The sequence below is a fragment of the Rhodococcus sp. MALMAid1271 genome (assembly GCF_049195265.1).
Taxonomy (GTDB): domain Bacteria; phylum Actinomycetota; class Actinomycetes; order Mycobacteriales; family Mycobacteriaceae; genus Rhodococcoides.
The window spans coordinates 48256-74387 of sequence record NZ_JBMIRQ010000087.1 but is presented as its reverse complement, the minus strand read 5'-3'; the positions used below and the strand labels follow the sequence as shown (position 1 = coordinate 74387).

Below are 26132 nucleotides of genomic sequence, written 5' to 3'. Positions count from 1 at the left end.
TGCGGTACCGCCTACTTCTTCGTGCGCGGCAGCGCGCGCTTGGACACCGCGGCGATCAGGCCCTGGTACCGCGAACCGGTGATCCGCTGCAACAGATCCAGTGCGATGGCGTCGGAACCGATGAGGACTCGACCCTTTCCTTTCTCGACACCCTTGAGAATGGTCTTGGCGGCATCGATCGGGGTGGTCTTGGCGAGCTTGGTGTCGAAGAACTTGGCGAAATCGGCCTGGTCGTAGTTCTCGGCGACGGTGGCGTTGCGGGCGATGGCGGTCTTGATGCCGCCGGGGTGCACCACGGTGACCTTCACCGGAGCCTTGGAGATCAGCATCTCGATGCGCAGGGACTCGCTGAAACCACGTACCGCGAACTTTGCCGCGTTGTACGCGGACTGCGAGGGGATCGCCAGCAGACCGAACAGGCTGGAGATGTTGATGATGTGGCCGTCGCCCGAGGCCTGGATGTGCGGCAGGAAGGCCTTGGTGCCGTTGACCACTCCCCAGAAATCGACGTCGACGATGCGTTCGATGTCCTTGAACGAGGACTTGTCGACGTCACCGTGATAGGCGATGCCCGCGTTGTTGTAGATCTGGTTGACCCTGCCGAAATGCGCAACCACGGCGTCTGCGTAGTCCAGCACCGTCTCACGCTGGGAGACGTCGAGGAAGTCCGACTTGAACTCGGCTCCCAGTGCTTCGACCCGGCGCACCGTCTCGTCCAGTCCGGCGGTGTCGACATCGGACAGTGCCAGCTTCGCTCCGCGTCCGGCCAGTTCGAGGGCCAGTGCGCGGCCGATTCCCGAGCCTGCGCCGGTGACGACGGCTACTTTGCCTGTGAATGCGCTCATCGAGAGGTCACCTTGTCTGTGTTGTGGTCGGCGGGACTGTGTGCCGACGGTGCGGAGGGCAGATCTGCGGTTGCGACGCTACGGTACGCATCGAGATCGAACTTCTTCGTTTGGCGGCGGAACTCGAACGTGAAGCCCGGCCACAGCGTGGTGTTGTTGCCGTGCTTGTCGAGGTACCAGCTGGCGCACCCGCCGTTCATCCAGACGCTCTTGGACAGCTGGTCCTGCAGGGTGGTGTTGTAGTCGTCCTGCACGTCCTTGCGCACCTCGATGGTGCCGATATCGTGCCTGTCGATGGTGTTCAATGCGTCGACCAGGTAGTTGATCTGCGATTCGATCATGAAGACCATCGAGGTATGTCCCAGGCCCGTATTGGGTCCCACCAGGAAGAACATGTTGGGGAAGTTGGCCACCGCCGCCCCCTTGTAGACCTGTTGGCCGTGTTCGTCGAAGGTCTCGGCCAGCGTGCGGCCGTCCTTGCCGGTGATGCCGTGGTAGGCGGGGGAGTCGGTGACGTGGAAGCCGGTGGCGACGACGAGTGCGTCGATGGGGCGCTCGGTGCCGTCTGTGGTCACGATGGATCCGGCCCGAATCTCGGCGATGCCGTCGGTGACGAGTTCGACGTTGCTCTGGGCCAGCGCCGGGTAGTACGTGTTGGAGATCAGCATGCGCTTGCAGCCGATCCTGAAATTCGGGGTGACCTTGGCGCGCAGAGTCTTGTCCTTGATCTGGGTGCGCAGGTGGTTCTCCGACGCCCACTGCAACGGCTTCATGAATGCCGGGGCCTTGGCCAGTCCGACGACCTGCGTCTCGCGCAGTGCGTAGATGCCGGCGCGGGACAGTCGCTGGAAACCGGGAACATGCTTGAAGGCGAAGCGCTCGAGCTTGGTGTACGGGCGATCGGCGCGGGGGAGGACCCACGGGGCCGTGCGCTGGTACACGTCCAGATGCTCCACCTGACCTGCGATGGCAGGCACGATTTGAATCGACGACGCACCGGTGCCGATGACGGCAACCCGCTTACCTGCGAGCGAGATGTCGTGATTCCACTGTGCGGAGTGGAAGACGTCGCCCTCGAAGTCGTGAATTCCCTTGATATCGGGCAGGTTCGGCTCACACAATGCGCCGACGGCGGAGACGACGATCTTGGCGGTGTAGTTGCCGCTGGTGGTCTCGACGTCCCAGCGACTGGTTCCGGCATTCCAGCGCGCCGATGTCACGTCCGTCCCGAACACGTGCTTGTCCATCACGCCGTACTTGCGTGCCACGCCGGCGATGTACTTCTGAATCTCGGGCTGTGTGGAGAACGAGCGCGTCCAATCCGGATTCAGAGCGAACGAGTAGGAGTACAGATGGGACGGTACGTCGCAGGCCGCGCCGGGGTAGGTGTTGTCGCGCCAGGTGCCGCCCACGTCGTGGCCGCGTTCGATGACGACGAAGTCCTTCTTGCCTGCCTTCGTCAGCTTGATCGCGGCACCGAGGCCGGCGAATCCGCTGCCGATGATCAGCGTATCGACGTGACGCGGCGTCGTTGCACGGTCCGAAGTATCTGTTACGGGAAGACTCATGTAGAGCAGAATAGGAGCTTATTGAGTGTGAGTCAATAGTTATTGACTACTATTCAATAGGATGATTGCATGGCGGATGTGAACCATGCAGGAGTATCGACGACGAAGCGGACCAGGCTCAGCCCGCAACAACGACGAGCGCAGCTGATCGAACTCGGCACCGAGATGCTCGCCGACCGACCCCTCGAACAGATCTCCGTCGAGGACATCGCCGATCAAGCGGGCGTCTCACGAGGCCTGCTCTTCCACTACTTCGCCTCCAAGCAGGACTTTCACCTCGAAATAGTCCGCGAAGCATCCCGGTCGATGATCGAGAGAACAGCCCCTGATCCCGATCTCGAACCCTTCGAGATCCTCCGCGATTCCATCGCCAACTACGTCGATTACGTCAGCGAGAAGCGCGACACCTTCATCTCCCTGCTCCGCGGCACGGCCAGCGGAGACCCCCAGATGCGAGAGGTGTTCGAGCAGACCCGCACCGCCATGGCCGACCGCACCCTCGTCCAACTCGCGGGCCTCGACATGGAGGTCACCCCCACCATCGACCTCGCCGTTCGCGGCTGGATCGCCTTCGTGGAAGAGGCCACTATCACCTGGCTCCGGGATCCGCAGATCACCCGCGACGAGCTGATCGACCTGAACGTCAACGCCCTGCCCGCCGTCGCCCTGGCACCCAGCATGATCTCCGCACTCCTGGGATCCGACGCCGACGCCTGAGACCTGAGCGCCCCGCCCGCCTGCATCCCCCGCCCGCTGCACCCCGCCCCGCTTCAGCCCCGCCCGCGTGCCCCCGCCCCGCCCGCCTGCACCCCCGCCCCGCCCGCGTCAATGGACCCTTGCACTCCTCAGACGTATGCAAGGGTTCATTCACGCAGCCCCTAACTCTGCGTGAATAGACCGTTGTACTGCTCAGACGTATGCAATGGTCCATTGACGCGGAACGGGGGAGCCCAGAAACGACAACAGCGGCCCACTCCCGAAGGAGTGGGCCGCTGTCGTTACCGAACTTTTCTAGCCTTCGCCGACCGCGTTGAAGGCCTCGTCGATGATTTCGAGCTGCTCGACGGCGTGGACCTTGCTCGAGCCCGAGGACGGGGCGGACATTGCGCGACGCGAGATGCGCTTGATTCCGACCAGCTTTTCGGGCATGAGCTCGGGTAGTGCAAGACCGAAGAACGGCCATGCGCCCTGGTTCGCGGGCTCTTCCTGGACCCAGCGGAACTCGGTTGCGTTGGGGTAGCTCTCGAGAGCTTCCCGGATCCGATGCACCGGCACGGGGTAGAGCTGCTCGACTCGCACGATCGCGACGTCGTCGCGGTTGTCCTTCTGCTTGCGAGCGAGGAGCTCGTAGTAGAGCTTGCCGCTGACCATGAGCACGCGCTTGACCGCACTGCGGTCACCGGTGCCGGTGTCGTAGGTGGGCTCGTCGAACACCGAGTGGAACTTGCCGTCGGTGAAGTCCTCGATGTTGCTCACCGCAGCCTTGTTACGCAGCATCGACTTCGGGGTGAAGACGATCAGCGGGCGACGGATGCCGTCACGCGCGTGCCGACGCAGAAGGTGGAAGTAGTTCGCAGGCGTCGAGGGGACTGCCACTGTCATCGATCCCTCGGCGCACAGCGTCAGGAAGCGTTCGATGCGACCGGACGTGTGGTCGGGGCCCTGGCCCTCGTGTCCGTGCGGCAGCAGCAGTACGACGTCGGAGAGCTGACCCCACTTGGCTTCGCCGGACGAGATGAACTCGTCGATGATGGACTGCGCGCCGTTGACGAAGTCGCCGAACTGCGCTTCCCACATCACCAGCGCGTCCGGGTTACCCACGGAGTAGCCGTATTCGAAGCCCACGGCGGCGAACTCGCTCAGTGCGGAGTCGTAGACCATGAACTTGCCGGGGTTGTCGCTGCCGATGTTCTGCAGCGGCGTGTACTCGGCACCGGTCTTGCGGTCGATGATCACCGAGTGCCGCTGCGTGAACGTGCCGCGGCGGGTGTCCTGGCCGGAGAGACGGATGTTGCGTCCTTCGTCCACGAGCGATCCGAGCGCGAGGAGCTCGCCGAAGGCCCAGTCGACCTTGCCCTCGTGCGCCATCTCGCGACGCTTCTCGAGCACCGGCTTGACGCGGGGGTGCACGTTGAAGCCGTCGGGTACATCGAGGTGGGCGTCGCCGATGCGGTGCAGCACCGACTTGTCCACAGCTGTCTTGAGCTTGGTCGGCAGCTGCTGGTCGAGCTCCACGGACTCGCTGGGCTCGGGGGTGTACTTCTCGAGTTCGCGTACCTCGTTGAAGACGCGTTCGAGCTGGCCCTGGTAGTCGCGGAGGGCGTCCTCGGCTTCCTTGAGCGAGATGTCTCCGCGGCCGATGAGCGATTCGGTGTAGCTCTTGCGGACGCTTCGCTTGGTGTCGATCACGTCGTACATCGCCGGCTGGGTCATCGAGGGGTCGTCGCCCTCGTTGTGGCCGCGGCGGCGGTAGCAGATCATGTCGATGACGACGTCCTTGTGGAACTTCTGACGGAAGTCCACCGCCAGCTGAGCAACCCAGGCGCATGCCTCCGGGTCGTCGCCGTTGACGTGGAAGATCGGGGCGGCGATCATCTTCGCCACGTCGGTGCAGTACTCGGAGGAGCGCGAGAACTCCGGCGAGGTGGTGAAGCCGACCTGGTTGTTGACGACGATGTGCACAGTGCCGCCGGTGCGGTAGCCGCGCAGATCGGACAGGTTCAGGGTCTCGGCTACGACGCCCTGACCCGCGAACGCGGCATCACCGTGCAGCATCAGCGGCAGAACGGAATATCCGCCCTGGCCGGTTCCCTTGTCCAGCATGTCCTGCTTGGCGCGAACGAGGCCTTCGAGAACCGGATCGACGGCTTCGAGGTGCGACGGGTTGGCGGTGAGCGAGACCTTGATGTCGTTCTCACCGAACATCTGGATGTAGGTGCCCTCGGCACCGAGGTGGTACTTCACGTCGCCGGAGCCGTGAGCGGCGGCCGGGTTCATGTTGCCTTCGAACTCGGTGAAGATCTTCGAGTAGGGCTTGCCGACGATGTTGGCGAGCACGTTCAGTCGGCCGCGGTGCGGCATGCCGATGACAACCTCGTCGAGGGCATATTCGGCGCTCTGGTCGATGACGGAGTCCATCATCGGGATGACGGACTCGGCACCTTCGAGCGAGAAGCGCTTCTGCCCGACGTACTTGGTCTGCAAGAACGTCTCGAACGCCTCAGCCGCATTGAGCTTGCTCAGGATGTATTTCTGTTGCGCCACAGTCGGTTTGACGTGCGTAGCTTCGACGCGCTCCTGCAGCCACGACACCTGCTCGGTTTCGAGGATGTGCGTGTATTCGACGCCGACGTGGCGGCAGTACGAGTCGCGCAGCACGCTGAGCACGTCCCGCAGCTTCATCTTGTCCTTGCCGTGGAATCCGCCGACCTTGAACTCGCGGTCGAGGTCCCACAGCGTGAGGTCGTGGCTGATCACGTCGAGGTCCGGATGCATCCGGAACTTGTCCTTGGTGAACTGCAACGGATCGGTATCGGCCATCAGGTGACCGCGGTTGCGGTACGCGGCGATGAGCTCGAGCACGCGGGTGTTCTTGTCGACCGTGCCCTCGGGCAGATCCTTGCGCCAGCGGATGGGCTCGTACGGGATCTTGAGCGAATGGAACAGCTCGTCGTAGAACTCGTCGCTGATCAGCAGGTTGTGGATGGTCTTGAGGAAGTCGCCGGACTCCGCACCCTGGATGATGCGGTGGTCGTACGTCGAGGTCAGCGTCATGAGCTTGCCGACACCGATCTCGGCGAGGCGCTCGTCGCTGGCTCCCTGGAACTCGGCGGGGTATTCCATCGCACCGGCACCGATGATGGCACCTTGACCGTTCATCAGACGCGGCACGGAGTGGACGGTTCCGATGCCGCCGGGGTTGGTCAGCGAGATCGTGACGCCCTGGAAGTCGTCACCGGTGAGCTTGCCGTCGCGGGCGCGGCGAACGATGTCCTCGTACGCGTTGTAGAACTGCGTGAAGGTGAAGTCCTGGGTGTCCTTGATGGCGGCGACGACGAGGGAACGATTCCCGTCCTTGCCGGGCAGGTCGATCGCGAGGCCGAGATTGATCGATGCCGGGGTGACTGCGTTCGGCTTGCCGTCGACCTCGGCGAAATGACGATTCATGTTCGGGAACGCCTTGACGGCTTGCACGATGGCGTAGCCGAGAAGGTGTGTGAACGAGATCTTGCCACCGCGGGTACGCGCGAGATGGTTGTTGATGACGAGGCGGTTGTCGACCATGAGCTTCGCCGGGATCGCACGCACACTGGTCGCGGTGGGGATCTGCAGCGAGGCAGACATGTTCTTCGCGACCGCAGCTGCGGCACCGCGGAGGACCTTGCTCGACTCTTCGCCGAATTCGGCTGCGGCGGGCTTGGCCGGAGCTGCCTTCTTCTCGGCAGGCTTCGGTGCATCGGACTTGGGAGCAGCGGCCTTCGGTGCCTCGGTCTTCGCTGCGGCCTTCGGCGCAGCGGACGCGGCAGGCTTGGCCGGAGGTGCAGGTGCTGCAGGGGGAGCAGACTTGGTGGAGCTACCGTTCGAGGCCGCGCCGTTTCCGGACGCACCGTTGGAGTCAGCGGCTGTCTGGTCCTCGGTCACGGCATCGGGGTCGTACCCGGTGAGAAACTCGTGCCAGCTTGCGTCGACGGAGGAAGGATCCTGCTTGAATCGCTGGTACATCTCGTCGACCAGCCATTGGTTCTGTCCGAATTGGGTAGTAGAGCTGCTGCTCACGGCAGTAGTTCGCCTCGTTTCTGTCTTCGTTCCCGTTCAGCGCGCGTACACGTCCAGGCTAGACCTTTGGTCCAGCTCACATGCGTCCGGGACGTAGCTGTGATATGTACTCACCGGTAACCATCGGCCTCGTTGTCGATGACTCCTTGGACTATCGAATTATTCCCTCGGTTCGTTTCGGCTGCAGTCCACAATTGTTCGTAGAAGCCGCCGCTGGATCGAAGTTCGGTGTGGTTCCCCACTTCCACGATACGGCCGCCGTCGACCACCACAATGAGATCTGCCCGCGCTGCGGTCGCCAACCTGTGCGCGACGACCACGGCGGTTCGGGTGCGCGCGACGGCGTTGCTGGCCGCGAGCACCGTCCGTTCGGTCGCCGGATCGAGTGTGGCGGTGGCCTCGTCGAGGAGGAGAAGATCGGGGTCGACCAGCTCGGCTCTGGCGAGTGCGATCAACTGCCGTTGTCCCGCCGACAAACCTTGCCCGCGTTCTCCGACGGGTTGATGCATACCGCCGCGAAGTGCAGCGATAGTGCTCAGAGCGCCGACCGAGCGTGCCGCGTTCTCGATATCGGCCCGGCTGGCGTCGGGTCGGCCGTAGGCGATGTTCGACGCCACGGTGCCGGTGAACAGATGCGCCTCCTGCGGTACGACGCCGAGCCTTTGCCGGTAGTCCGACAGGCGATAGTCGCGCAGATCGTGGCCGCCGACCCGCACCGATCCCGAGGTCGGGTCGTAGAAGCGGGCCAGTAATTTCACCACCGTGGATTTGCCTGCGCCGGTGCGGCCGACCAAGGCGACCGTGGTGCCGGCGGGAATGGTGAGAGATACCTCACTCAGGGCGTCGCTGTGAGATCCGGCATACCGAAATCCGACGTCGACGAGATCGATGTCGGTGCGTAGCCGCCCGCCGGGAAGTGCTGTGGGGTCTGCGGCGGTGGCCGTTTCGATCGAACTGGTGGTGCGCAGCAGATCGCCGATGCGACCGACTCCGACTCGTGCCTGCTGGTAGCCGTCGAAGACCTGCGAGAGCTGTTGGATCGGGCCGAAGAGCAGCCCGAGGTAGAGCACGAATGCCACGAGGGTTCCCGCGGTGGTCGTGCCGGTCGCAATCTGATGCGCGCCGACGAACACGACGACGGCGAGGGCGATGTCGGAGAGAAACGTGATGAGCGGAAAGAACACCGAGATCGCGGTCTGGGATCGCATTCGGCTGGTCCGGTAGCGGTCGGAGCGTTCGGCGAATCGAGACGCGGCGTACTGCTCACGGCCGTATGCCTGTGCCGCGCGTAGGCCCGTGACGTTTTCTTGAAAATCGGCGTTGACTATCGAGATGCGTTCGCGGGACGTCGAGTATGCCGCTGAGGAGATGCGCCGAAAGATGACGGTGGCCACGGCCAGGGGCGGAACGACGGCCAGCGCCACCAGCCCCAGAACGGTGTCGGTGAACAGCAGTGCTGCCGCGATGCCCAGCACGGTCAGTGCGCTCACCACAGCCGTCGATGCGCCCGTCTGGATGAACGACGAGAGCGCGTCGACGTCGGTGGTCATCCGGGTCATGATGCGGCCCGACAGTTCTCGTTCGTAGTAGTCCAGACCCAGCCGCTGAATGTGCGCGTAACTGCGCACGCGCAGTCCGAAGAGCACTCGCTCTCCTGCTCGTGCGGTGATCACCGTCGTCCAGCAGACGACGAACCAACTCGCCACTGCCAGTGCCACGCCTATCGAGGTGGCGATCCACAGGGTGTTCGAGTCTCCGCGTGCCACTCCGCTGTCCACTGCGTAGCGAACGAGTGAGGGAAACGCGATCGAGGCGAGCGAGTCCAGTGCGAGCAACACCACCACTGCTGCAAGGAGAAGCCGGACCGGGCCGAGCAGCCTCGACAGCCGGAATCCGGGGTCGGGGGTGCGAAGTTCGGATCCCGCGACGCCGGGATTCTCGGTTGCCGGTGGCAAGGCTGCGACGGCTGCCGCAATCGCGGGTGTGGGGGCCAATGAACCGAAGGCCCCTGCCATGGCCGCGCCGTGCGTACCGCCGCCCCCGGGGGCGGCCGGGCCGGGGACGCCGGGCTCGGCTGTCGCTGCCGGGGCGATCTGCGGCCACAGGGCCTCGGCCGAGGGCTCGGCGATCGGATCCGGCTCCGGCGCGCCTACCTCGTCATTGCTCTCGTCGTCACCGCTCTCGTCGTCACTGCTGGCCAGCAACGTGCGGAACAGTGGACAACGTCGATCGAGTTCCTCGACCGTTCCGGTGTCGATGATGCGGCCGTTGTCGAGTACGGCGACGCGGTCGGCCAGCGTCAGGGTCGAGCGGCGGTGCGCGAGGACGAGCGTCGCGCGGGTTCGGACGCCGCGTAGCGCGTCGTAGATTGCGGCCTCGGTTTCGGCGTCCACGGCCGAGGTGGCGTCGTCGAGGATCAGGATTCGGGGATCGACGAGCAGAGCGCGCGCCAGGGCGATGCGTTGCCGTTGTCCTCCGGAGAGCGTGAGTCCGCGTTCGCCGACGAGGCTGTCGTAGCCCTCGGGGAGAGCGTCGATGAAGGTGGACGCCTGTGCCAGGCGCGCGGCGTGCTCGATGTCCTCCGCAGAGGCATCGGGCCTGCCCAAGGCGATATTGGCGGCGATGCTGTCGGAAAACAGGAACGGCTCGTCGAAGACCAGGGATACGGCCTCGCGCAGCGATGTGGAGTCGAGATCGTCGATGTCGATGCCCGTGGTGCCGGACGTCAGTGCGATCTGCCCCTTCGATGGGCGGTAGAAGCGTGGGAGCAGTAGGGCGAGCGCGGTCTTACCCGAACCTGCATGCCCGACCACGGCGACCGTCTCCCCGGGCGAGATGGTCAAGTTCAGGCCGTCGAGTACGTCCCGCTCGGGCTCGAATCCGAAGGTGACATCGTGGATGTGAACTCCGAGTGGGCCGTCGGGGAGCGCGATCGGGTCAACAGGCTCGGGCTCGGTCGGTTCGGTGTCGACCACCTCGTAGACGCGTTCGACGGCAGCGCGAGAAAGCTGGGCCATGATGACCACCGAGGAGACGGTTCGGGTGACTGCGGACAGCGTCGCGACGTAGGTGGCGAATGCGAGGAACGTGCCGATGGTGATGTGGCCGTGCAGTGCCAGATAGCCGCCCAGAGCGATGACACCGACGAGACCGAGTTGGGGGATGGTGGCCATCGACGGTGCGAACCGCGAGTTGATCCGTGCCGATCGCATCCGCTCGGAGAACAGTGTGCGGCCGAGTGTTTCGATGCGGTCCACCGCGCGCGCTTCCTGTCCGAAGCCCTTCACCACTCGAACCCCGGTGACGGTTTCTTCGACATGCTGAGCGAGGTCGGCGGCCCGTTGCTGCGCCGACCAGGTGGCCGCGAACAGCCTCGGCCGCGTGCGGTACACGACGATGCCGACGGCGGGAACGATCAGAATCGCGACGACGGTGAGCAGCGGCGACAGGTACGCCATCACGATCAGCGCGAGAACGAACTGCAACAGCGCCCCGGCCGACAGCGGCACCATGGCCAGCAGCCCCTGCACGAGCTGCAGGTCGGTGATCGATCTCGACACGACCTGACCGGTACGGATCTCGTCCTGCTTGCGTCCGTCGAGTCGCTGCAGCGAGGCGAGCAGGTCCAACCGCAGATCGTGCTGGACGTCGATCGAGAGTCTTCCGGCGAGCATGCGCCGACCGAATTGGCAGGCGAAGCGCACGACACCCAACAGTGCGATGGCGATGGCGACCGTGAGGATCACCTCGCTCTTGCCCGCAGTCGCGTCGTCGATCGCCAGCCTGGTGAGCAGCGGGAAGGAAATATCGATCACTGCGGCGAGCATCGTCACGCCCAGCGCGCCGAGGGCCGTGCGCCGGTGCAGCATGCACTGGGTGATCAGACGCCGAATCCAGCCGGGTGAAGTACTCGACGCATCGTGCCCGGCGGGGACTTCGCTGCTCGGCCGGCCCGGTGCGAGAAGGCCGGACCGAATACGGGTGCCCTCGTCGACCGTGTCGCGGTTTCTCGCCGCGCTACGGTTCGTCACCGAGTTGCTGTGTGTCATCGATTCACCACGTTAGACCCGCACACCGACAGGGCGTGCCGACGAACGCGCCGAACCCCGTCGACCTCAGTCGATGTCGCGGGTGCGGGCCAGGAACCAACCGGCACCGGTGAGGATCGCGGCCCACAATGCCAGTCCCAGCGGTGCCCACGGCCACGACAGCAGATCGCTGGCATCGTCGAGTTGAGTCGCCGCCATCGTCGGCAGTGTCAGATTCGACGGCAGCACGGTGGCCACCGGTCCGAGTCCCACACCGAACAGGATCAGCGAGAGTAGACCTTCGCCGAACGGGAGCCACGCGACGAGCACGATGGCGGCCCAGGTCGGGGACTTCAGCAGCAGGCCCAGGCCGGCACCGATCATCGACCACAGCACCACTGCCAGGAGGCAGGACACCACGACGCCGATGAACGGGCCGTCGAGTACCACGGTGCGCTCGTTGAAGATCAGCAGGCAGAGCAAGCTGGCCAGTAGTACCACCAGGCCGTATCCGAGGCCGAACAGTGCAGTGACGACGAGCTTGGCCGCGATCACTCCGTCCCGCCCGCGGGCGGTCAGGAAACTGGTGGTGATGGTCTGGTGGCGAAATTCAGTGCCTGCATTGACGGCTCCGAAGATGCCGGCGAACAGAATGGCGGCACCGGCGGCGACGTACAGGCCGATCGAGGCGACCCCACCGGAAATATCCAGGTCCTCTTCGAATTCGCCCAGCTGGTTCGCGATCACGGAGGTGATGACCGACGCGAACACCCCGACGACGATCGGGGCGATCGCCAGCGCCCACCAGAACTTCAGTGTCGTGACCTTGCGGATCTCCGACGTCAGCAGCGCGTTCATCGCGGACCCCCGTTCCAGTTCTGCGGCGGGTCGTAATTCTGCGGCGGCGGGCCGTAACCCGGCGGCGGGCCGTAGCCCTGGTGGTGACCCGGCGGCGGGCCGTATCCCGGCGGCGGCCCGCCGTACGGATTCTGCTGAACGGGTGCGGCGGTGTATTGACCCGCCGTCATCGACAGGAACACCTGCTCGAGGTCGACGTGCTCGCTGGTGGTCCCGAAGATCGTCATCTGCGCGTCTGCCGCGATGCGCGCGATCGTGGCAGCGTCGGTCCCGGCGACGCCGATGCGTCCGTCGGGCAGCAGTTGGCTGTCGTTGAACCCACTCGATGCCAGCGCCAATGCCAGGCCTGCGGGGTCCGATGCGGCCACCAGTACGCGGCTCGGACGCGTGGACCTCAGCTGCGCGATGGAACCCTGATACACGAGTGCACCTGCGCTGACGATCACCAGATTGTCGACGGTCTGCTCGATCTCGCGCAGGATGTGACTCGATACCAGGACGGTTCGTCCCGATGCGGCGAACCCCTTCAGGAAGTCGCGGAGCCAGGCGATTCCTTCGGGGTCGAGGCCGTTGGCGGGTTCGTCGAGTACGAGGATTTCCGGGTCTCCCAGCAGTGCCGTCGCCAGTGTGAGGCGCTGACGCATCCCGAGGGAGAACCCTCCTGTGGCGCGGTCGGCGGCATTGCCGAGGCCCACCAGGTGCAACACGTCGAGTGCGCGGCTGTCGGGCACACCGATCGCCGCGGTGTAGATCTTCAGATGTCCTGCGGCGCTGCGTTTGGGATGCAGACTCAGCGAGTCCAGGACGGCCCCTATGGTGTGGGCCGGGTGCGTGGCCGTATGGAAGGGCGCGCCGTTCACCAGGCCGACACCCGAGGTGGGGCGGACGAGCCCCAGCAGCATGCGCAGCGTGGTGGTCTTGCCGGATCCGTTGGGGCCGAGGAACCCGGTGACGGTGCCGCGTGGCACGACGAAGCTCAGCTCGGACACCGCGCGAACGGTGCCGAATTGCTTGGTCAGTGCCTGCGCTTCCAGCGCTGCTCCCGGATAGCTGGTCATCTGTGCGACATCCCCCTGGCCTTGGATCACCTCGGATACCGGCTGCACTCGGCAACCGGTACCCGAGGCTACGGGGTGCTTCCGACGCTTTCTCGCCAGTACCCGATGTCAGGTATGCAGGGCCGCTGCGATCTCCCGATAGGTGGTGAGCGGATCGCCGTCGTCGGGGAGCGAATGCAGTGTCACGTGCGAGGCGCCGGCGGCGAGGTGCTCGTTCAATCGAGCCGCGATCTCCTCGGCCCCACCGTGCGCGACCAACGCATCGATCAGTCGATCACTACCGCCGTCGCCGATCTCCTCGTCGGAGTAGCCCAGGCGGTTCAGATTGTTGGTGTAGTTGCGCAGGTGCAGGTACGGGTCGTTGACCGGTGGACGGCCGATCGCGCGCGCCTTCTCCGGATCCGACTCGAGGACCACCTTGTGTTCGGGGGCCAGTATCTTGTTCGGTCCCAGTGCTTCTCGCGCCTCGCGGGTGTGCTCGGGAGTGGTCAGGTACGGATGCGCCCCTGCGGTGCGGTCGGCAGCCAACGCGAGCACCTTCGGTCCGAGGGCGGCGAGGACGCGTCGCTCCACCGGTACTCCGGCCTCGTCGAGACCGTCGAGATAGGCCACCAGCGCGTCGTACGGCTTGGTGTATTCCTGCGTCGCCTCCGGATGGCCTGCCCCGATTCCGAGGACGAAACGACCCGGGTGCTTGCTCTCCAACCGGTGATACGACGCGGCGACGTCGGCCGCGGCGTCCGACCAGATGTTGACGATGCCGGTGGCGACGACGATGGTCTCGGTGGCGTCGAGAGTCTCTTCGGTGGTCGTCAGGTCCGCAGGCGGTGAGCCGCCGAGCCAGATCGTGCCGTAGCCGAACGATTCGATCGACCGGGACAGCTCGGGTGTGAACGCCGAGTGTCGTCGCCAGACGCCGTACTTACCGAGTTCAGGTGTGGAAGTCATATCGTGTTGAACGCGAGCGTCTCGCGAAGATTCCCCTCGGGAGGATTCCGGGGCCTCACTCGTCGGGTTCGATGATTCTGTTTTCCGGGAATCGGGCGGGCGGTGGGCCGAATGCGTCACGGGCGTTCTTGATGACGCCCTTGCCGACCACGCGGTTGCCCGCGCCGCCGATCGCCGCGCCGATCCCGGCGGGAAGCATCTTGCCCACCACCAGCGCGCTGCGCTTGGCCAGATACTTGGTGATGAACTTCTTCACCAGCGACTTGTTCATGTTCGTCATCGCCCCGCCGGGTATGCGGGAGGTGATCAGTGGTCCCCAGTTCTTGGCGGTGGTGCCGACCGTCCGCTGAACGATCTGCATGCCCGACTCACCCAGTGCGACAGACAGAACGAGTGCACGACGCTGTTGGTGGTTCTCGACGGGGATACCGTGCACGGACGCGACCGAGAGCGTCAGCAGCGCCGAGGACTCGATGAAGAAGGCGGTTTCTGCCCCGACCGCGGCGAGTGAGGTGACAGTTCCGATTCCCGGGACCGCCGCTGCACCACCGACGGCCGAGCCGCTACCGGTGACCGCGAGCAGAAACCGCTTCTCCAGGCGTTCGATGATCTGCGCCGGCGTGTCGTACGGGTGCGCCCGACGCACGTGCGCGACATATTTGTCGACGGCGGGACCCTGTAGGCGGCTGGCGTTGTCGAGGATGTTGACCAAGGCCCGTTCGAGCTTGCCTCCGTTCGGGCCGTCGATCTGTGCGTCGTCCTTCTTGCCTGCCATCGATGCCTCTTTCGGTCGCGAGTGTGGTGGCCGGTCGATTCGCAGGTTCAGCGCACCCAGTGATCCTGTGGAACGAGCTCGTCGGATTTCGGAGGCGGGGGAGCGGTGCCGTCACCGAACGGTGATCCGCCGAGGGCTTCACGCCCGTGCGGTTCGAGCCATCCGGACAGGTCGGGGCCCTTGGGCACGATGCCCGACGGATTGACGTCGGTGTGCACCTCGTAGTAGTGCCGCTTGATGTGGTCGAAGTCGACGGTGTCGCCGAAACCCGGGGTCTGGAACAGATCGCGCGCGTAGTTCCACAGCACCGGTATCTCACTGAGTTTGCTGCGGTTGCACTTGAAGTGACCGTGGTAGACGGGGTCGAAGCGCACCAGTGTGGTGAACAGGCGCACATCGGCCTCGGTGATGTGGTCGCCGACGAGATAGCGCCGTGTGGCCAGGCGTTCGACGAGCCAGTCGAGGCGGGCGAACAGTCGGTCGTAGGCCTTGTCGTAGGCCTCCTGGGAGCCGGCGAATCCGCAGCGGTACACACCGTTGTTGACGTCCTCGAACACCAACTGGGCCACTTCGTCGATCTCGCCGCGCAGGGCCTCCGGATACAGATCGGGGGCTCCGTCGCGGTGGAACTGCGTCCACTCGGTCGACAGGTCGAGGGTGATCTGTGGGTAGTCGTTGGTGACGACCTGGCCGGTGGGAACGTCGACGATGGCAGGGACGGTGATGCCGCGCTCGTAATCGGGGAAGCGGGCGAAGTAGGCGTCCTGCAACCTCGGGATCTGCAATACCGAGTCCAGGCCGTCCGGTTCCTCTTGGAAGTTCCAGCTGCGAGGGTCGTGGGTCGGTCCGGGAATGCCGAGGGACAGTGCGTCTTCGAGTCCCAACAGTCGGCGCACGATGATGGACCGGTGCGCCCATGGGCAGGCCCTTGCGGCAATCAATCGATAGCGCCCTGCCTCCACCGGATAGCCGTCACTGCCGTCGGCGGTGATTCGCGTCGAAATGTAATTGGTATCGCGGGTGAATTCCTTGCCCGGTTCCACGTAGGCCGCATTGTCGCCCATCGAGTCGACTCCTCACATCGTTCGGTCGGTCATGCACGACGCTACCCAGTTCACCCGCACCTCAATCTCCATCACGAGGTGAGGACGGCCGTGTGGCATGCGCCGATTTCCACGTAACCGAGTCGCGCGCCGAGGCGTCGAGCAATGGCGTTTTCGGGTCGGGATCGCCATTGAGGTATCAGGCCGTCGTCGATTGCATCGTTGGTCGCCAGTCGGCCGACCACGTGGGCGTGACCCCGACGGCGGTGCTCGGGGTCCGTGAGCACGCGCATGTCCGCCAGGATCGACTGCTGTTCGGAGTATCCGGCCGAGGAAAGCGAGCTCGCGGAGTCGGCGGGTCGATCGTCGCCGAGCATCGTGAACCAGTGGCGTGAGACCGGTTCGCCGAAGGCCTCCTCGACGTCGGCGGCAGTGCAGTGCGCCGCGAGGTTGCGGGCGTGCGCGGCGTCGTGGGAGATCAACGGGTCGTGCACCTCGATGGAATGACCGATCTCCGTGCCGTAGGCAAGCGTGTGGGTGTCGATGGCGTAGCGCTCGGCGAGGTTCCCGAGCAGTGACGACATCCAGGTTCGGTCCGTACCTGCCTGGTCGGTGATCGATCGCGATGCGTCCACCGCCCAGGCCGGAGCGCTGATGACGGTGGTCTCGGCCAGTCGCAGCACCGTGATGTCCGTGGAGTCGACGACGTGCTCGACGCGTCGCGCGTCGGTGGCGAGGGCGTCGTCGGCCAGGTGGAGTTGTCGACACCAGGCAAGGCGAACGATATCGAGTTTGTGCGAGTCGAAAAGGCCGGCGTCGAGACGGGGGAAATCCACGTATCGAGATTAACCATCGTGGGCTCGAGCGACGTTCTGGTTTTGCCGTCAGGAAGCAATCTTTGGGACTTTTTCGCCCCCGGTGTATCGCTGAGCGCCGAGAGATGGCAGACTCGGCGTTGAGATTAGAGCTTCGACGTGAAGATCTAGCTCGCTTACAGAAGGTTTACAGAATGACGCAGGGCAGTGTGAAGTGGTTCAACGGCGAAAAGGGCTTCGGCTTCATCGAGCAGGATGGTGGCGGACCGGACGTTTTCGTTCATTACTCGGAGATTCAGGGTAGCGGCTTCAAGTCGCTCGACGAGGGCCAGCGCGTGGAGTTCGAGGTGGGCCAGGGTCAGAAGGGCCCCCAGGCTACCGGCGTCCGCGCCATCTGATTCAAGCTTCGTAACCCGATTTCTCCTGGCGGAGTGACCTTCTCGAAGTAATCTCAACCAGAAACTCGGTGACAAGGCCGGATACACGGAAGAAATTCCGAGTATCCGGCCTTTGTCTGTTGGTAGGGCATGTCTGTTTGTGGGGCATGTCTGTTTGTAGGGCATATCTGTTGGTAGGGCACCGTCTTCGGTCGGTGTCCTTGTGTGGTTTGTATGTCCGTTTGATCCTCTGATCAGAGGATTGTCCTGGTTGCTTTCGTTCGAGCCCTGACCCTATATTCCAGTTGGAATAATTCGGACGGGGTATCGAGGGGGCAGCGATGCGGGGCGAGGTGGTGAACCCGCTGGGCGTCTCGGTGCTGGCGCTGCTGTCGGAAGCACCGATGCATCCCTACGAGATGTATCAGCTGCTGGTGGAGCGAAAGGAAGACCGGATCGTCAAGGTCCGACCCGGATCGCTGTATCACGCCGTGGCGCGACTGCACGAGCGAGCGCTGGTCGCCGAAGTCGGCACCGACCGCGGCGGCAATCGTCCCGAGCGCACGACGTACGAGATCACGCCTGCCGGACGGCGAATTCTGGTCGATCGGCTTGCCGAGATTCTGCGCACCCCGGTACGCGAATATCCGCGGTTCGCTCTCGGCCTGTCCGAGATGCACAATCTGCCGGCTTCCGAGGTACTCGCGTTGCTCCGGGCGCGCATCGAGGACCTCGGTCGTGAGATCGAGGAACTGTCCGGTTACCAGCGCCTCGCGGCGGAACGCGCAGTGTCCGAAGTCTATTGGGCTGGAATCGATTACACCTATCACATGCTCACGGCCGAAATGAACTGGTTGACGAGCTACGTACATCGAGTCGACAGCGGCGAGCTCGCGTGGCCGCACGAGATCTCTGCACACCACATCACCCCGACCGATCGGGACGAGGAGAGACAATGAACGCCGTCGAGACCGCTCCGCTACAACGCGAGATCAGGCCCTGGCCCGCGCTGTGGGCGCTCTGCCTGGGATTTTTCATGATCTTGGTGGACACCACGATCGTGGCCGTCGCACAGCCTGCCATCCTGGCGGGCCTCGGTACCGACATCAACAACGTCATCTGGGTGACCAGTGCGTACCTGCTGGCCTACGCGGTGCCGCTGCTGGTCACCGGACGTCTCGGTGACAAATTCGGTCCCAAGAATCTGTACGTTGCCGGCCTCGTGGTGTTCACCCTCGCCTCGGCCTGGTGTGGACTGTCGGGATCGATCGAGATGCTCATCGCGGCCCGCGCGGTGCAGGGTCTCGGTGCTGCGATGATCACCCCGCAGACGATGGCAGTGATCACCCGAGTGTTCCCGGCCGAGAAGCGTGGAACGGCCATGGGGGCATGGGGAGCCGTCGCAGGAGTGGCGACCCTCGTCGGCCCCATCCTCGGCGGTGTACTCGTCGACTCGCTCGGTTGGGAGTGGATCTTCTTCATCAATCTGCCGGTCGGAGTCGTGGCAATTGCGTTGGCGCTCAAATTCGTCCCGGCGCTGCCCACCCACGACCACAAATTCGATCTGCTCGGTGTCGCATTGAGCGCCGTCGGACTGTTCTGCATCGTGTTCGGCATCCAGGAAGGGCAGAAGTACGACTGGGGTACCGGTATTTGGGTCCTCATCGGCCTCGGTCTGCTCGTCTTCGCAGGGTTCCTGTACTGGCAGGCGGTGAACACGAGCGAACCGTTGGTGCCGCTGGCGCTGTTCCGTGATCGCAACTTCTCACTGTCCAATATCGGCATCGCGGCAATGGGTTTCGCAATGTCCGGCATGATGCTGCCGATCATGTTCTACGCGCAGAGCGTCACCGGCCTCTCGCCGACCCGTTCGGCGTTGCTGTTCGTCCCGATGGCGCTGCTGACCGGCATCCTTGCGCCCAACGTCGGCAAACTCGTGGACAAGACGCATCCCCGCTACATCGCCGGATCAGGGCTGTTCATTCTCTCCGCGTCGCTGCTGTGGTTCGCCTACGAGATGACGCCCACCACCGCCATTTGGAAGCTGCTGCTTCCCGTCGCGGCCATGGGTGTGGCGAATGCGCTGATCTGGTCTCCGTTGGCGGCCACCGCAACTCGCAACCTGCCGATGAGTCAGGCGGGCGCAGGTTCGGGAATCTACAACACCACCCGGATGATCGGCTCGGTACTCGGTAGTGCTGGTATCGGCGCGCTCATCCAGTCGCGACTGGCCGTCGAACTACCGACCAGTGGATCGGCAACCGGGGCAAACGAATTCGCCGGGCGAGTGCCCGAGATGCTGCGCGACGGATTCACCACGGCGATGGCGCAGTCGCTGATTCTGCCTGCAGCCGTGCTGATCTGCGGCATGATCGCGGTCGGCTGCTACGCCCGGCCCGCATTCAAGTAAGTGTCGCAGTCGCTCACAGTCCCAGATCGCGGCCGATCAGTTCCTTCATGATTTCGTTCGATCCGGCCCAGATCTTGGTCACGCGAGCGTCCTTCCATGCACGCGCGGCGCGGTATTCGTTCATGAATCCGTAGCCGCCGTGCAGCTGCACGCAGTGATCGAGGATCTCGTTCTGCACCTGCGAGCTCCACCACTTCGCCTTGGCCGCATCGATGGCCGTCAGCTCGCCTTCACCGTGCGCGGTGATGCAGTTGTCGATGTATGCCTGTGCCACATCGAGTTTGGTGACGAGCTCGGCGAGCAGGAACTTGTTCCACTGGAGCGAGCCGATCTGCTGGCCGAAGGCCTTGCGGTCCTTGGCGTACTGCAGCGTCTCCTCCAGGATGGGGCGAACGTGACCGAGGTTGGCCGCCGCGCAGCTGATGCGTTCTTGGGGAAGAAGCTGCATCATGTGGATGAAGCCGCCGTCGAATTCGCCGATCATGTTCGCGCTCGGCACCCGCACGTTCTCGAAGAACAGTTCGGCTGTGTCTGATTCGGGCTGCCCGACCTTGTCGAGTTTGCGGCCGCGAGTAAAGCCCTCGGTGCCGTTCTCGACGGCGAAGAGAGTGATGCCCCTGGCCTTCTTCTCGGGCGTCGTACGGGTGGCGACGACGACGAGGTCGGCGGAGTTGCCATTGGTGATGAAGGTCTTGGACCCGTTGATGATGAAATCGTCGCCGTCCTTGACAGCAGTGGTTTTCAGCGCGGCCAGGTCGGAGCCGCCGGAGGGTTCGGTCATCGCGATGGCAGTGAGGATCTCGCCGCTGCAGAAGCCGGGCAGCCAGCGCTTCTTCTGCTCCTCGGTGGTCAGCTTGACCAAGTACGGAGCCACGATGTCCACGTGGATACCGAAGCACGACGCCACCGCGGCGCTCGAGCGGGCGAGTTCCTCACCCAGCACGGCGTTGAATCGGTAGTCCTCGGCTCCGCTGCCGCCGTATTCCTCGGGTACTTCGAGTCCGAGGAAGCCGTTGCGTCCGGCTTCGAGCCAGATGTCGCGGTCGATGTAACGCTGTTCGATCAGCTTTTCCTCGACGGGCGCGATGGTCCTGGCGACGAACTCGCGTACCGATGCGCGGAAGTCGTCGTGATCGGACTCGAACAGGCTGCGCTTCACTTGCTTGTTCCTCTCGGTAACGGCTAGTGCCCTGAACAATACTCGCTGGTAACAACCGCCCGGAAGGGGTGTGGCACTATGCGAGACATGGTTGACGCACCCACTTCGCTCGTTCGATCCGTTACCGAGGCCGGGGCGGAGGTTGCCGTGCTCACCTTCGATCACGGCCCGCTCAATCTCTTCGATCAAGCGATGTTCGACGCGGTGGCGGCGAATGTGGCCGATCTCGTCGCGAACCCGCCACGTGCGGTGCTGTTGCGCGCCGAAGGCAAGGTCAACTCTGCGGGCGTCGACGTGCACGTCTTCGAGGGTTTGTCCGCCGCGCAGGGTGCCGACCTGTGGCGTGGCCTGTTCGCCGATATCGCCCATCCACTCGAGGCGCTGCCCTGCCCGGTCGTCTACGCAGCGCACGGCTTGACCCTCACCGCGGCCTTCGAGATCTCGTTGGCCTGCGACATCATTCTTGCCGGACCGAAGGCGAAGTTCGGTCTGGTCGAGACCGTCGTCGGGTTGACGCCGTCGATGGGTGGGCCGCAGCGGTTGGCCGAACGAGCCGGTTCGGGTCGGGCTCGCGAGCTCGTCATGACCGGTGATCTGTACGACGCGCAGACGCTGAAGGAGTGGGGCGTCGTCAATCAGATCCACGACGACGTCGACGCCGCGGCCCTCGCGCTGACCCATCGACTGGCCGACGGCCCCACCGCCGCGCATGCGGCAACGAAACAGATTGTGGCAGCGTGGCGTTCGGGTGGAGTGGCCCACGCGGACGAGATCACCTCCGAGGTTTCCGGCGCACTGTTCGAGACCGAGGATCTACGCGGAGCGGTGCAGAGTTTCCTCGAGGTCGGCCCGGGTAAGGCGACGTACACGGGCAAGTAGCATCGAGTGAGTGAGTACTGATCAACTGGCCGAACTGCACCTGCACATCGAAGGGTCTCTCGAGCCTCCGCTGATCTTCGAGCTTGCCGAACGCAACGCAATCACGTTGCCCTACAACGACATCGATGAACTGCGCGCAAAATACGAGTTCACCGACCTGCAGTCGTTCCTGGATCTGTACTACGCGAACATGGTAGTGCTGCGGACGGCAGAGGACTTCGCTGATCTCGCTCGGGCCTATTTCCGACGTACAGCGCAGGCCGGAGTGACGCACGCGGAGATTTTCTTCGATCCGCAGGCGCACACCGAGCGCGGCGTCCCCCTCGCGGCCGTCGTCGACGGACTGGCCGACGCGTGTGCCTCCAGCGAGCGCGAATTCGGCGTCACCAGTGGATTGATCGCGTCGATCCTGCGAGACAAGCCGGTATTGCATGCGAATCAGTTGCTCGACGACCTGTTGGCGATGCAGGCCCCGATCATCGGGCTCGGACTCGATTCCGCAGAGGTGGGCTACCCACCGTCGCTGTTCGTCGACGTATTCGCCAAGGCGCGTGCCGAGGGCCTGCATGTCGTTGCCCATGCCGGTGAAGAAGGTCCGCCGGAGTACATCTGGCAGGCGTTGGATCTGCTGAAGGTCGAGCGCATCGATCACGGCGTGCGGTGCCTGGAAGACGAGGCGCTGATCGATCGTCTCGTCGAGGAGCAGATTCCGCTCACCGTCTGCCCACTGTCCAATGTTCGGCTCAAGGTGGTCGACGAGGTCCAGCAGGTGCCGCTGCGTCGAATGCTCGAGCGAGGACTGTCGGTGTCGATCAATTCCGACGACCCCGCCTACTTCGGTGGCTATGTCGACGACAACTTCGCTGCCCTCGAAGCAGGTATCGGACTGACCTCGCAGGAGCGAAAGCAGTTGGCGGAGAACTCGATCCGCGCGAGCTTCGCGAAGCGGTAGCTCAGGTCGCCGTCAGCGAGATCCTCGGGTAGCCGGTGGCCCCGTCGGGAACGGTGTCGGCGGTCTTGTTCGTTTGCAGCTCACCAGCGGAGTTGGTGGCGCGGGCGCGGATCGAATGCTGTCCCGCAGGCAAGTCGAGCTCCACCACCCACTGCCTCCAGGTGTCCTTGGAATACTCCTGCGAGAGCGTGGCCGGCACCCAATTGCCCTCGTCCACTTGTACTTCCACGCCGTCGATGCCGGTGTGCTGATCCCAGGCGACGCCCGCGACCACCGTCTTCCCGGCAGGCACCGAACTGCCCGATCGCGGGGTGTCGATTCGGGAGGCCGTCTTGATCGGTCCGCGCGCTCCCCAGCCTCGGTCGGTCCAGTACGCGGTCACGCGATCGAATCGGGTGATCTCGATATCGGTGACCCATTTGGTCGCCGAGACGTAGCCGTACAGGCCGGGGACGACGAGCCTCGCCGGGTAGCCGTGCTCCACGGGCAACGGTGCGCCGTTCATGCCGACGGCGAGCAGCGCGTCGCGGCCGTCGAGCAGCACCTCGATGGGCGTGCCCGCGGTGAAGGCGTCACTGCTCGACGACAGGGCCATGTCCGCATCCGGCGAAATGCCCGCTTCCTCGAGAATGTCCTTGAGCGGGTAGCCGATCCACGTCGCATTGCCCACCAGATCGCCGCCGACGATATTGGACACGCAGGTCAGGGTGATCGTCTTCTCCACCGCCTGACGTTGTGCAAGATCGGCGAACGTCAGCACGATCTCGCGGTCCACCATCCCGTGGATACGCAGCGACCACGTGTCCGACGCCACGCGCGGCACGACCAACGCAGTATCGATGCGATAGAAGTCCTCGTTCGGCGTGATGTACGACGCGAGGCCGTCGATCTTCAGGTCTGCCCCGTCCGGTATCGGGGGCTGCGGCGTCGGCGTCGGGAGCATGAAACCGAGGCGATCGGCGGTGACCGCTCGGGCCGAGGTCAGCATCCGTCCGGCTGTTCCGGCGACCACTCCGAGTGCCGCGGCACCGGCGGCGAGAGTCAGGAAGCTGCGTCGGTTCATGCCTTCGGTCGCAGGGGCAGCGGCACCGATGAGGGAGTGCAGGACGACGATGCCCACGATGACGCCGCCGATGGTCGGAACCGCATAGACGACTGTGGCGTCGGGGCGGGTGACGGCCGCGAGGACGCCGAGCACGCCCAGAGCCGCGAACACCGCTGCACCGATCGGCTTGCGGGCGACACCTGCCGCTGCGGCGACAGCGGCGATCACGAGGGCCATACCGACGAACAGGGCGAGTTTGTCCGAGGTGCCGAATGTATCGATGGCCCACTCACGGACCGGGGCCGGACTGTGGTCGACAGCCGAGGACCCGACGGCGGTCAGCGGCGACGAGGTCGGTCCGATGGGTACGGCGATCAGCTCACCGACGCCGAGGACGACTCCGGCCGCGATGATGCCGGACAGCGCGCGTTTTCCTGTACTCACTCGCTCCAATGTAAGCGAAACGGTCGTGCGCGGTATTTCGTGGCAGTGTGTGCGAACCACCGCTCACGACAACAAACGTTCGAGGTACTCGCTGCCGAACAACTTTGCCGGGTCCATCTCATCGCGGATGCGTAGGAAGTCGTCGAAGTGATCGTAGGAATCGCGCAGTTCGGCGCTGCCGAGCGAGTGCAGTTTGCCCCAATGTGGCCGACCGCCGACGCTGCGGCAGATGGCTTCGACCGCATCGAAGTATTCCCGGTGGTCACGCCGGTGATATTGGTGCACGGCGAGGTACGCCGTCGGGCGTCCCGACGCGGTGGAGAGCCAGATGTCGTCGGCCGCGGCGAAGCGCACCTCGACGGGAAACGCGATGGACACCGCTGATCGCTCGAGCCAACGATCCACCTCGCGCAGCACCCACCCGATCTCGGACACCGGTACCGCGTACTCCATCTCGACGAACTGCACGGTCCGCGACGACGCGAACACCCGGTACGAGCGGTCGGTGTACTCGCGGGCAGACAGCGCCCGGGCCGAGACCGCATTGAGCGCAGGAATCAGAGCCGGCACACGCGTCACCAGGCGATTGAGGCCCTCGAAGACGGTGTTGGACAACAGTTCGTCGTCGACGTACGAGCGCACTCTTCCCAGTGGTCGCAGCGTCGCGTCACCGGGCAGGCGGGTGTTGCGTTTGGTCAGCACGCGGTCGGTGTGCGGAAACCAGTAGAACTCGAAGTGGTCGACGCCTGCCACGGTCTCCTCGAGGTCCTCGAGGGTTTCCCGTAGCGTCGACGGTTCCTCGACGGCGCGCAGAGCGAAGGCCGGCACGCACTCGAGCGTCACCCGGGTGATCACACCGAGCGCACCGAGGCCGACGCGGGCCGCGTGGAACACATCGGAGTTCTCCTCGCGAGAGCACTGCACCAGCTTTCCGTCCGCCGTCATCAACTCCAGCGCACGCACCTGGGTGGCGATGCCGCCGAAGCGTGCTCCGGTTCCATGAGTTCCCGTGGAGATGGCTCCGGCGATGGATTGCTCGTCGATATCGCCCAGATTGGTCATGGCCAACCCGAGGTCCCACAGCCGAGCGGTCAGCTCGTGCAGCCGAGTGCCGGCAAGGACCGTCACCTCGGCGGAACCGTCGGCCACGCGAACGACCGATTCGATCCCGCGCAGTGAATCCAGGCCGATCTGGACTCCGTCGGTGACGGCAATCGGGGTGAAGGAATGCCCGGCACCGACACACCGCACCGACTGGGACCGCGCCGCGGCGGCCTGCACTTCGACTCGGAGGTCGTCCACCGACGAGGGTTTGGCCGTGTGCGAAGGAAACGCACACTGATTGCCCGCCCAGTTCTGCCACGACCGCTCGATCATCGAATCACTATGTCAAATAGTCGTTCCGCAGGCTCATGTGAGTCGTTCCGCATGAGTCAATCCGAGGCACAGACTCAGGCTGCGCCCTAGTATCGGGTGATGCAATCGAGGCTGCCTGCGGGTGTGCGACGCGCACAACTGGTGCAGTCGGCGATCGACGTTGCCGAGCGAGTGGGAATCGAGTCTCTGACGGTCCGCGCGCTCTCGGAGTACGCCGGTGTCACCAAGGGCATAGTGCAATACCACTTCGAGACGAAGCAGGATCTGGTGATCGCGATGGGGGAGCACCTCATCGTCGACGTCACCGAGATTCTGCACGCCGCTCTGGCCAGCGCAGTGGACACCCGCGAGCTGCCGGGCGTGCGGGGTCTGCGCGAACTGGTGCACGGCGGGCTGAGCGCGGTGTGGTTGTTGATCGAGAAGTCGCCGGACCGGCAGTTGCTCGCTTACGAGATCAAGACCTACCTGCTCAGGCACCGCGCGCTCGGGTCGGCCACGGCAGCCGAGATCGCCAGTGGCCAGTATCGGATCAGAGATACCGAGGCGCGGCAGTTCTTCGAGAACTGTTCCGATCACACCGGTACACGGTGGTTGGAGCCGGTGGAATCGATCGCCCGTTTCGGGATGGCCACCCTCGACGGCTTGGTGTTGCGGTGGTTGGTCGACGGTGATGATCTCGAGGTGCTGGCGCAGATAGACGACCTGTCGGGTCTGATCGCGGCCAAGGCCCAGGACCGCTGAGTGTTCGCCGGGACTTCTCGGCGGCGGAGTGCTT

At 64.4% G+C, this 26132-nt stretch carries 20 protein-coding genes; 7 read left to right on the top strand and 13 right to left on the bottom strand.

Annotated elements, in window-relative coordinates:
* Positions 1-11 precede the first annotated feature (11 nt).
* Positions 12-845: an SDR family NAD(P)-dependent oxidoreductase gene (locus tag ACOQFP_RS13110; RefSeq protein WP_421584561.1), complete on the bottom strand. Its 834-nt coding sequence runs from the start codon at positions 843-845 to the stop codon at positions 12-14.
* Complete coding sequence (locus tag ACOQFP_RS13105) at positions 842-2413, bottom strand: flavin-containing monooxygenase (protein WP_421584560.1); 1572 nt, start codon at positions 2411-2413, stop codon at positions 842-844. Before ACOQFP_RS13105 ends, ACOQFP_RS13110 begins: the two co-directional genes overlap by 4 nt.
* Before the next feature lie 69 nt (positions 2414-2482).
* Here ACOQFP_RS13105 and ACOQFP_RS13100 point away from each other — a divergent pair, with 69 nt between their 5' ends.
* On the top strand, positions 2483-3130 hold the full coding sequence (locus tag ACOQFP_RS13100) for a TetR/AcrR family transcriptional regulator (protein ID WP_341245399.1): 648 nt from the start codon (positions 2483-2485) through the stop codon (positions 3128-3130).
* Positions 3131-3424: 294 nt separating this feature from the next.
* On the opposite strand, the gene ACOQFP_RS13095 is transcribed toward ACOQFP_RS13100, so the two are convergent.
* From ACOQFP_RS13095 to ACOQFP_RS13060, 8 genes are all read right to left on the bottom strand, one after another.
* The gene (locus ACOQFP_RS13095) at positions 3425-7189 is read right to left on the bottom strand and encodes a multifunctional oxoglutarate decarboxylase/oxoglutarate dehydrogenase thiamine pyrophosphate-binding subunit/dihydrolipoyllysine-residue succinyltransferase subunit (RefSeq protein WP_421584559.1); all 3765 of its coding nucleotides are present in this window, start codon (positions 7187-7189) and stop codon (positions 3425-3427) included.
* Positions 7190-7299: 110 nt separating this feature from the next.
* Positions 7300-11058, bottom strand: a complete 3759-nt coding sequence (locus ACOQFP_RS13090; RefSeq protein ID WP_421584569.1) for an ABC transporter ATP-binding protein — start codon at positions 11056-11058, stop codon at positions 7300-7302.
* A gap of 246 nt (positions 11059-11304) precedes the next feature.
* Entirely contained in the window at positions 11305-12075 is a 771-nt protein-coding gene (locus ACOQFP_RS13085; RefSeq protein WP_206490246.1) for an ABC transporter permease, read from the bottom strand.
* Positions 12072-13133, bottom strand: coding sequence for an ABC transporter ATP-binding protein (locus ACOQFP_RS13080; RefSeq protein WP_421584558.1), 1062 nt, complete (start codon positions 13131-13133; stop codon positions 12072-12074). Before ACOQFP_RS13080 ends, ACOQFP_RS13085 begins: the two co-directional genes overlap by 4 nt.
* Positions 13134-13241: 108 nt before the next feature.
* The gene (locus tag ACOQFP_RS13075; RefSeq protein WP_421584557.1) at positions 13242-14081 is read right to left on the bottom strand and encodes an LLM class F420-dependent oxidoreductase; all 840 of its coding nucleotides are present in this window, start codon (positions 14079-14081) and stop codon (positions 13242-13244) included.
* A gap of 55 nt (positions 14082-14136) precedes the next feature.
* Positions 14137-14856 (bottom strand): hypothetical protein, encoded by a 720-nt coding sequence (locus ACOQFP_RS13070; RefSeq protein ID WP_421584556.1) that lies wholly within the window; start codon positions 14854-14856, stop codon positions 14137-14139.
* 47 nt (positions 14857-14903) lie between these two features.
* Positions 14904-15920, bottom strand: coding sequence for a glutathione S-transferase family protein (locus tag ACOQFP_RS13065; RefSeq protein ID WP_421584555.1), 1017 nt, complete (start codon positions 15918-15920; stop codon positions 14904-14906).
* 71 nt (positions 15921-15991) lie between these two features.
* On the bottom strand, positions 15992-16735 hold the full coding sequence (locus tag ACOQFP_RS13060) for a GNAT family N-acetyltransferase (protein ID WP_341245262.1): 744 nt from the start codon (positions 16733-16735) through the stop codon (positions 15992-15994).
* A gap of 173 nt (positions 16736-16908) precedes the next feature.
* On the opposite strand from ACOQFP_RS13060, the gene ACOQFP_RS13055 reads away from it, so the two are divergent.
* The 3 genes from ACOQFP_RS13055 to ACOQFP_RS13045 all read left to right on the top strand — a co-directional run bounded on the left by ACOQFP_RS13055 (position 16909) and on the right by ACOQFP_RS13045 (position 19501).
* A complete protein-coding gene (locus tag ACOQFP_RS13055) occupies positions 16909-17112 on the top strand; it encodes a cold-shock protein (protein WP_008714360.1) in 204 nt (67 codons plus the stop codon).
* A 320-nt stretch (positions 17113-17432) separates the two neighbouring features.
* Positions 17433-18050: a PadR family transcriptional regulator gene (locus tag ACOQFP_RS13050; protein WP_206490256.1), complete on the top strand. Its 618-nt coding sequence runs from the start codon at positions 17433-17435 to the stop codon at positions 18048-18050.
* Entirely contained in the window at positions 18047-19501 is a 1455-nt protein-coding gene (locus tag ACOQFP_RS13045; RefSeq protein ID WP_421584554.1) for a DHA2 family efflux MFS transporter permease subunit, read from the top strand. Before ACOQFP_RS13050 ends, ACOQFP_RS13045 begins: the two co-directional genes overlap by 4 nt.
* A 13-nt stretch (positions 19502-19514) precedes the next feature.
* Here the strand turns inward: ACOQFP_RS13045 and ACOQFP_RS13040 are convergent, their stop codons facing one another.
* Entirely contained in the window at positions 19515-20660 is a 1146-nt protein-coding gene (locus tag ACOQFP_RS13040) for an acyl-CoA dehydrogenase family protein (protein WP_206490260.1), read from the bottom strand.
* Between the two features lie 87 nt (positions 20661-20747).
* Between ACOQFP_RS13040 and ACOQFP_RS13035 the strand changes: the two genes are divergently transcribed.
* A complete protein-coding gene (locus ACOQFP_RS13035; RefSeq protein ID WP_421584553.1) occupies positions 20748-21539 on the top strand; it encodes an enoyl-CoA hydratase/isomerase family protein in 792 nt (263 codons plus the stop codon).
* 10 nt (positions 21540-21549) lie between these two features.
* Positions 21550-22491 carry an adenosine deaminase gene (locus ACOQFP_RS13030; protein ID WP_421584552.1) on the top strand — a complete coding sequence of 314 codons (942 nt, stop codon included), beginning with the start codon at positions 21550-21552 and terminating at the stop codon, positions 22489-22491.
* A gap of 1 nt (position 22492) precedes the next feature.
* Here the strand turns inward: ACOQFP_RS13030 and ACOQFP_RS13025 are convergent, their stop codons facing one another.
* Together ACOQFP_RS13025 and ACOQFP_RS13020 are read right to left on the bottom strand one after the other, a co-directional pair.
* On the bottom strand, positions 22493-23980 hold the full coding sequence (locus ACOQFP_RS13025) for a molybdopterin-dependent oxidoreductase (RefSeq protein WP_421584551.1): 1488 nt from the start codon (positions 23978-23980) through the stop codon (positions 22493-22495).
* A gap of 63 nt (positions 23981-24043) precedes the next feature.
* Positions 24044-25357, bottom strand: coding sequence for a D-arabinono-1,4-lactone oxidase (locus ACOQFP_RS13020; protein ID WP_421584550.1), 1314 nt, complete (start codon positions 25355-25357; stop codon positions 24044-24046).
* Positions 25358-25456: 99 nt separating this feature from the next.
* Here ACOQFP_RS13020 and ACOQFP_RS13015 point away from each other — a divergent pair, with 99 nt between their 5' ends.
* Positions 25457-26098, top strand: coding sequence for a TetR/AcrR family transcriptional regulator (locus ACOQFP_RS13015; protein WP_421584549.1), 642 nt, complete (start codon positions 25457-25459; stop codon positions 26096-26098).
* Positions 26099-26132 lie beyond the last annotated feature (34 nt).

Excerpts from the sequence above, each read along its gene's own strand:
- ACOQFP_RS13110 (WP_421584561.1), bottom strand. The coding sequence starts at position 845 with ATGAGCGCATTCACAGGCAAAGTAGCCGTCGTCACCGGCGCAGGCTCG.
- ACOQFP_RS13020 (WP_421584550.1), bottom strand. The coding sequence starts at position 25,357 with ATGATCGAGCGGTCGTGGCAGAACTGGGCGGGCAATCAGTGTGCGTTT.
- ACOQFP_RS13050 (WP_206490256.1), top strand. The coding sequence starts at position 17,433 with ATGCGGGGCGAGGTGGTGAACCCGCTGGGCGTCTCGGTGCTGGCGCTG.
- ACOQFP_RS13045 (WP_421584554.1), top strand. The coding sequence starts at position 18,047 with ATGAACGCCGTCGAGACCGCTCCGCTACAACGCGAGATCAGGCCCTGG.
- ACOQFP_RS13105 (WP_421584560.1), bottom strand. The coding sequence starts at position 2,413 with ATGAGTCTTCCCGTAACAGATACTTCGGACCGTGCAACGACGCCGCGT.
- ACOQFP_RS13075 (WP_421584557.1), bottom strand. The coding sequence starts at position 14,081 with ATGACTTCCACACCTGAACTCGGTAAGTACGGCGTCTGGCGACGACAC.
- ACOQFP_RS13065 (WP_421584555.1), bottom strand. The coding sequence starts at position 15,920 with ATGGGCGACAATGCGGCCTACGTGGAACCGGGCAAGGAATTCACCCGC.
- ACOQFP_RS13080 (WP_421584558.1), bottom strand. The coding sequence starts at position 13,133 with ATGACCAGCTATCCGGGAGCAGCGCTGGAAGCGCAGGCACTGACCAAG.
- ACOQFP_RS13085 (WP_206490246.1), bottom strand. The coding sequence starts at position 12,075 with ATGAACGCGCTGCTGACGTCGGAGATCCGCAAGGTCACGACACTGAAG.
- ACOQFP_RS13035 (WP_421584553.1), top strand. The coding sequence starts at position 20,748 with ATGGTTGACGCACCCACTTCGCTCGTTCGATCCGTTACCGAGGCCGGG.
- ACOQFP_RS13015 (WP_421584549.1), top strand. The coding sequence starts at position 25,457 with ATGCAATCGAGGCTGCCTGCGGGTGTGCGACGCGCACAACTGGTGCAG.
- ACOQFP_RS13100 (WP_341245399.1), top strand. The coding sequence starts at position 2,483 with ATGGCGGATGTGAACCATGCAGGAGTATCGACGACGAAGCGGACCAGG.
- ACOQFP_RS13090 (WP_421584569.1), bottom strand. The coding sequence starts at position 11,058 with ATGCTGCACCGGCGCACGGCCCTCGGCGCGCTGGGCGTGACGATGCTC.
- ACOQFP_RS13055 (WP_008714360.1), top strand. The coding sequence starts at position 16,909 with ATGACGCAGGGCAGTGTGAAGTGGTTCAACGGCGAAAAGGGCTTCGGC.
- ACOQFP_RS13070 (WP_421584556.1), bottom strand. The coding sequence starts at position 14,856 with ATGGCAGGCAAGAAGGACGACGCACAGATCGACGGCCCGAACGGAGGC.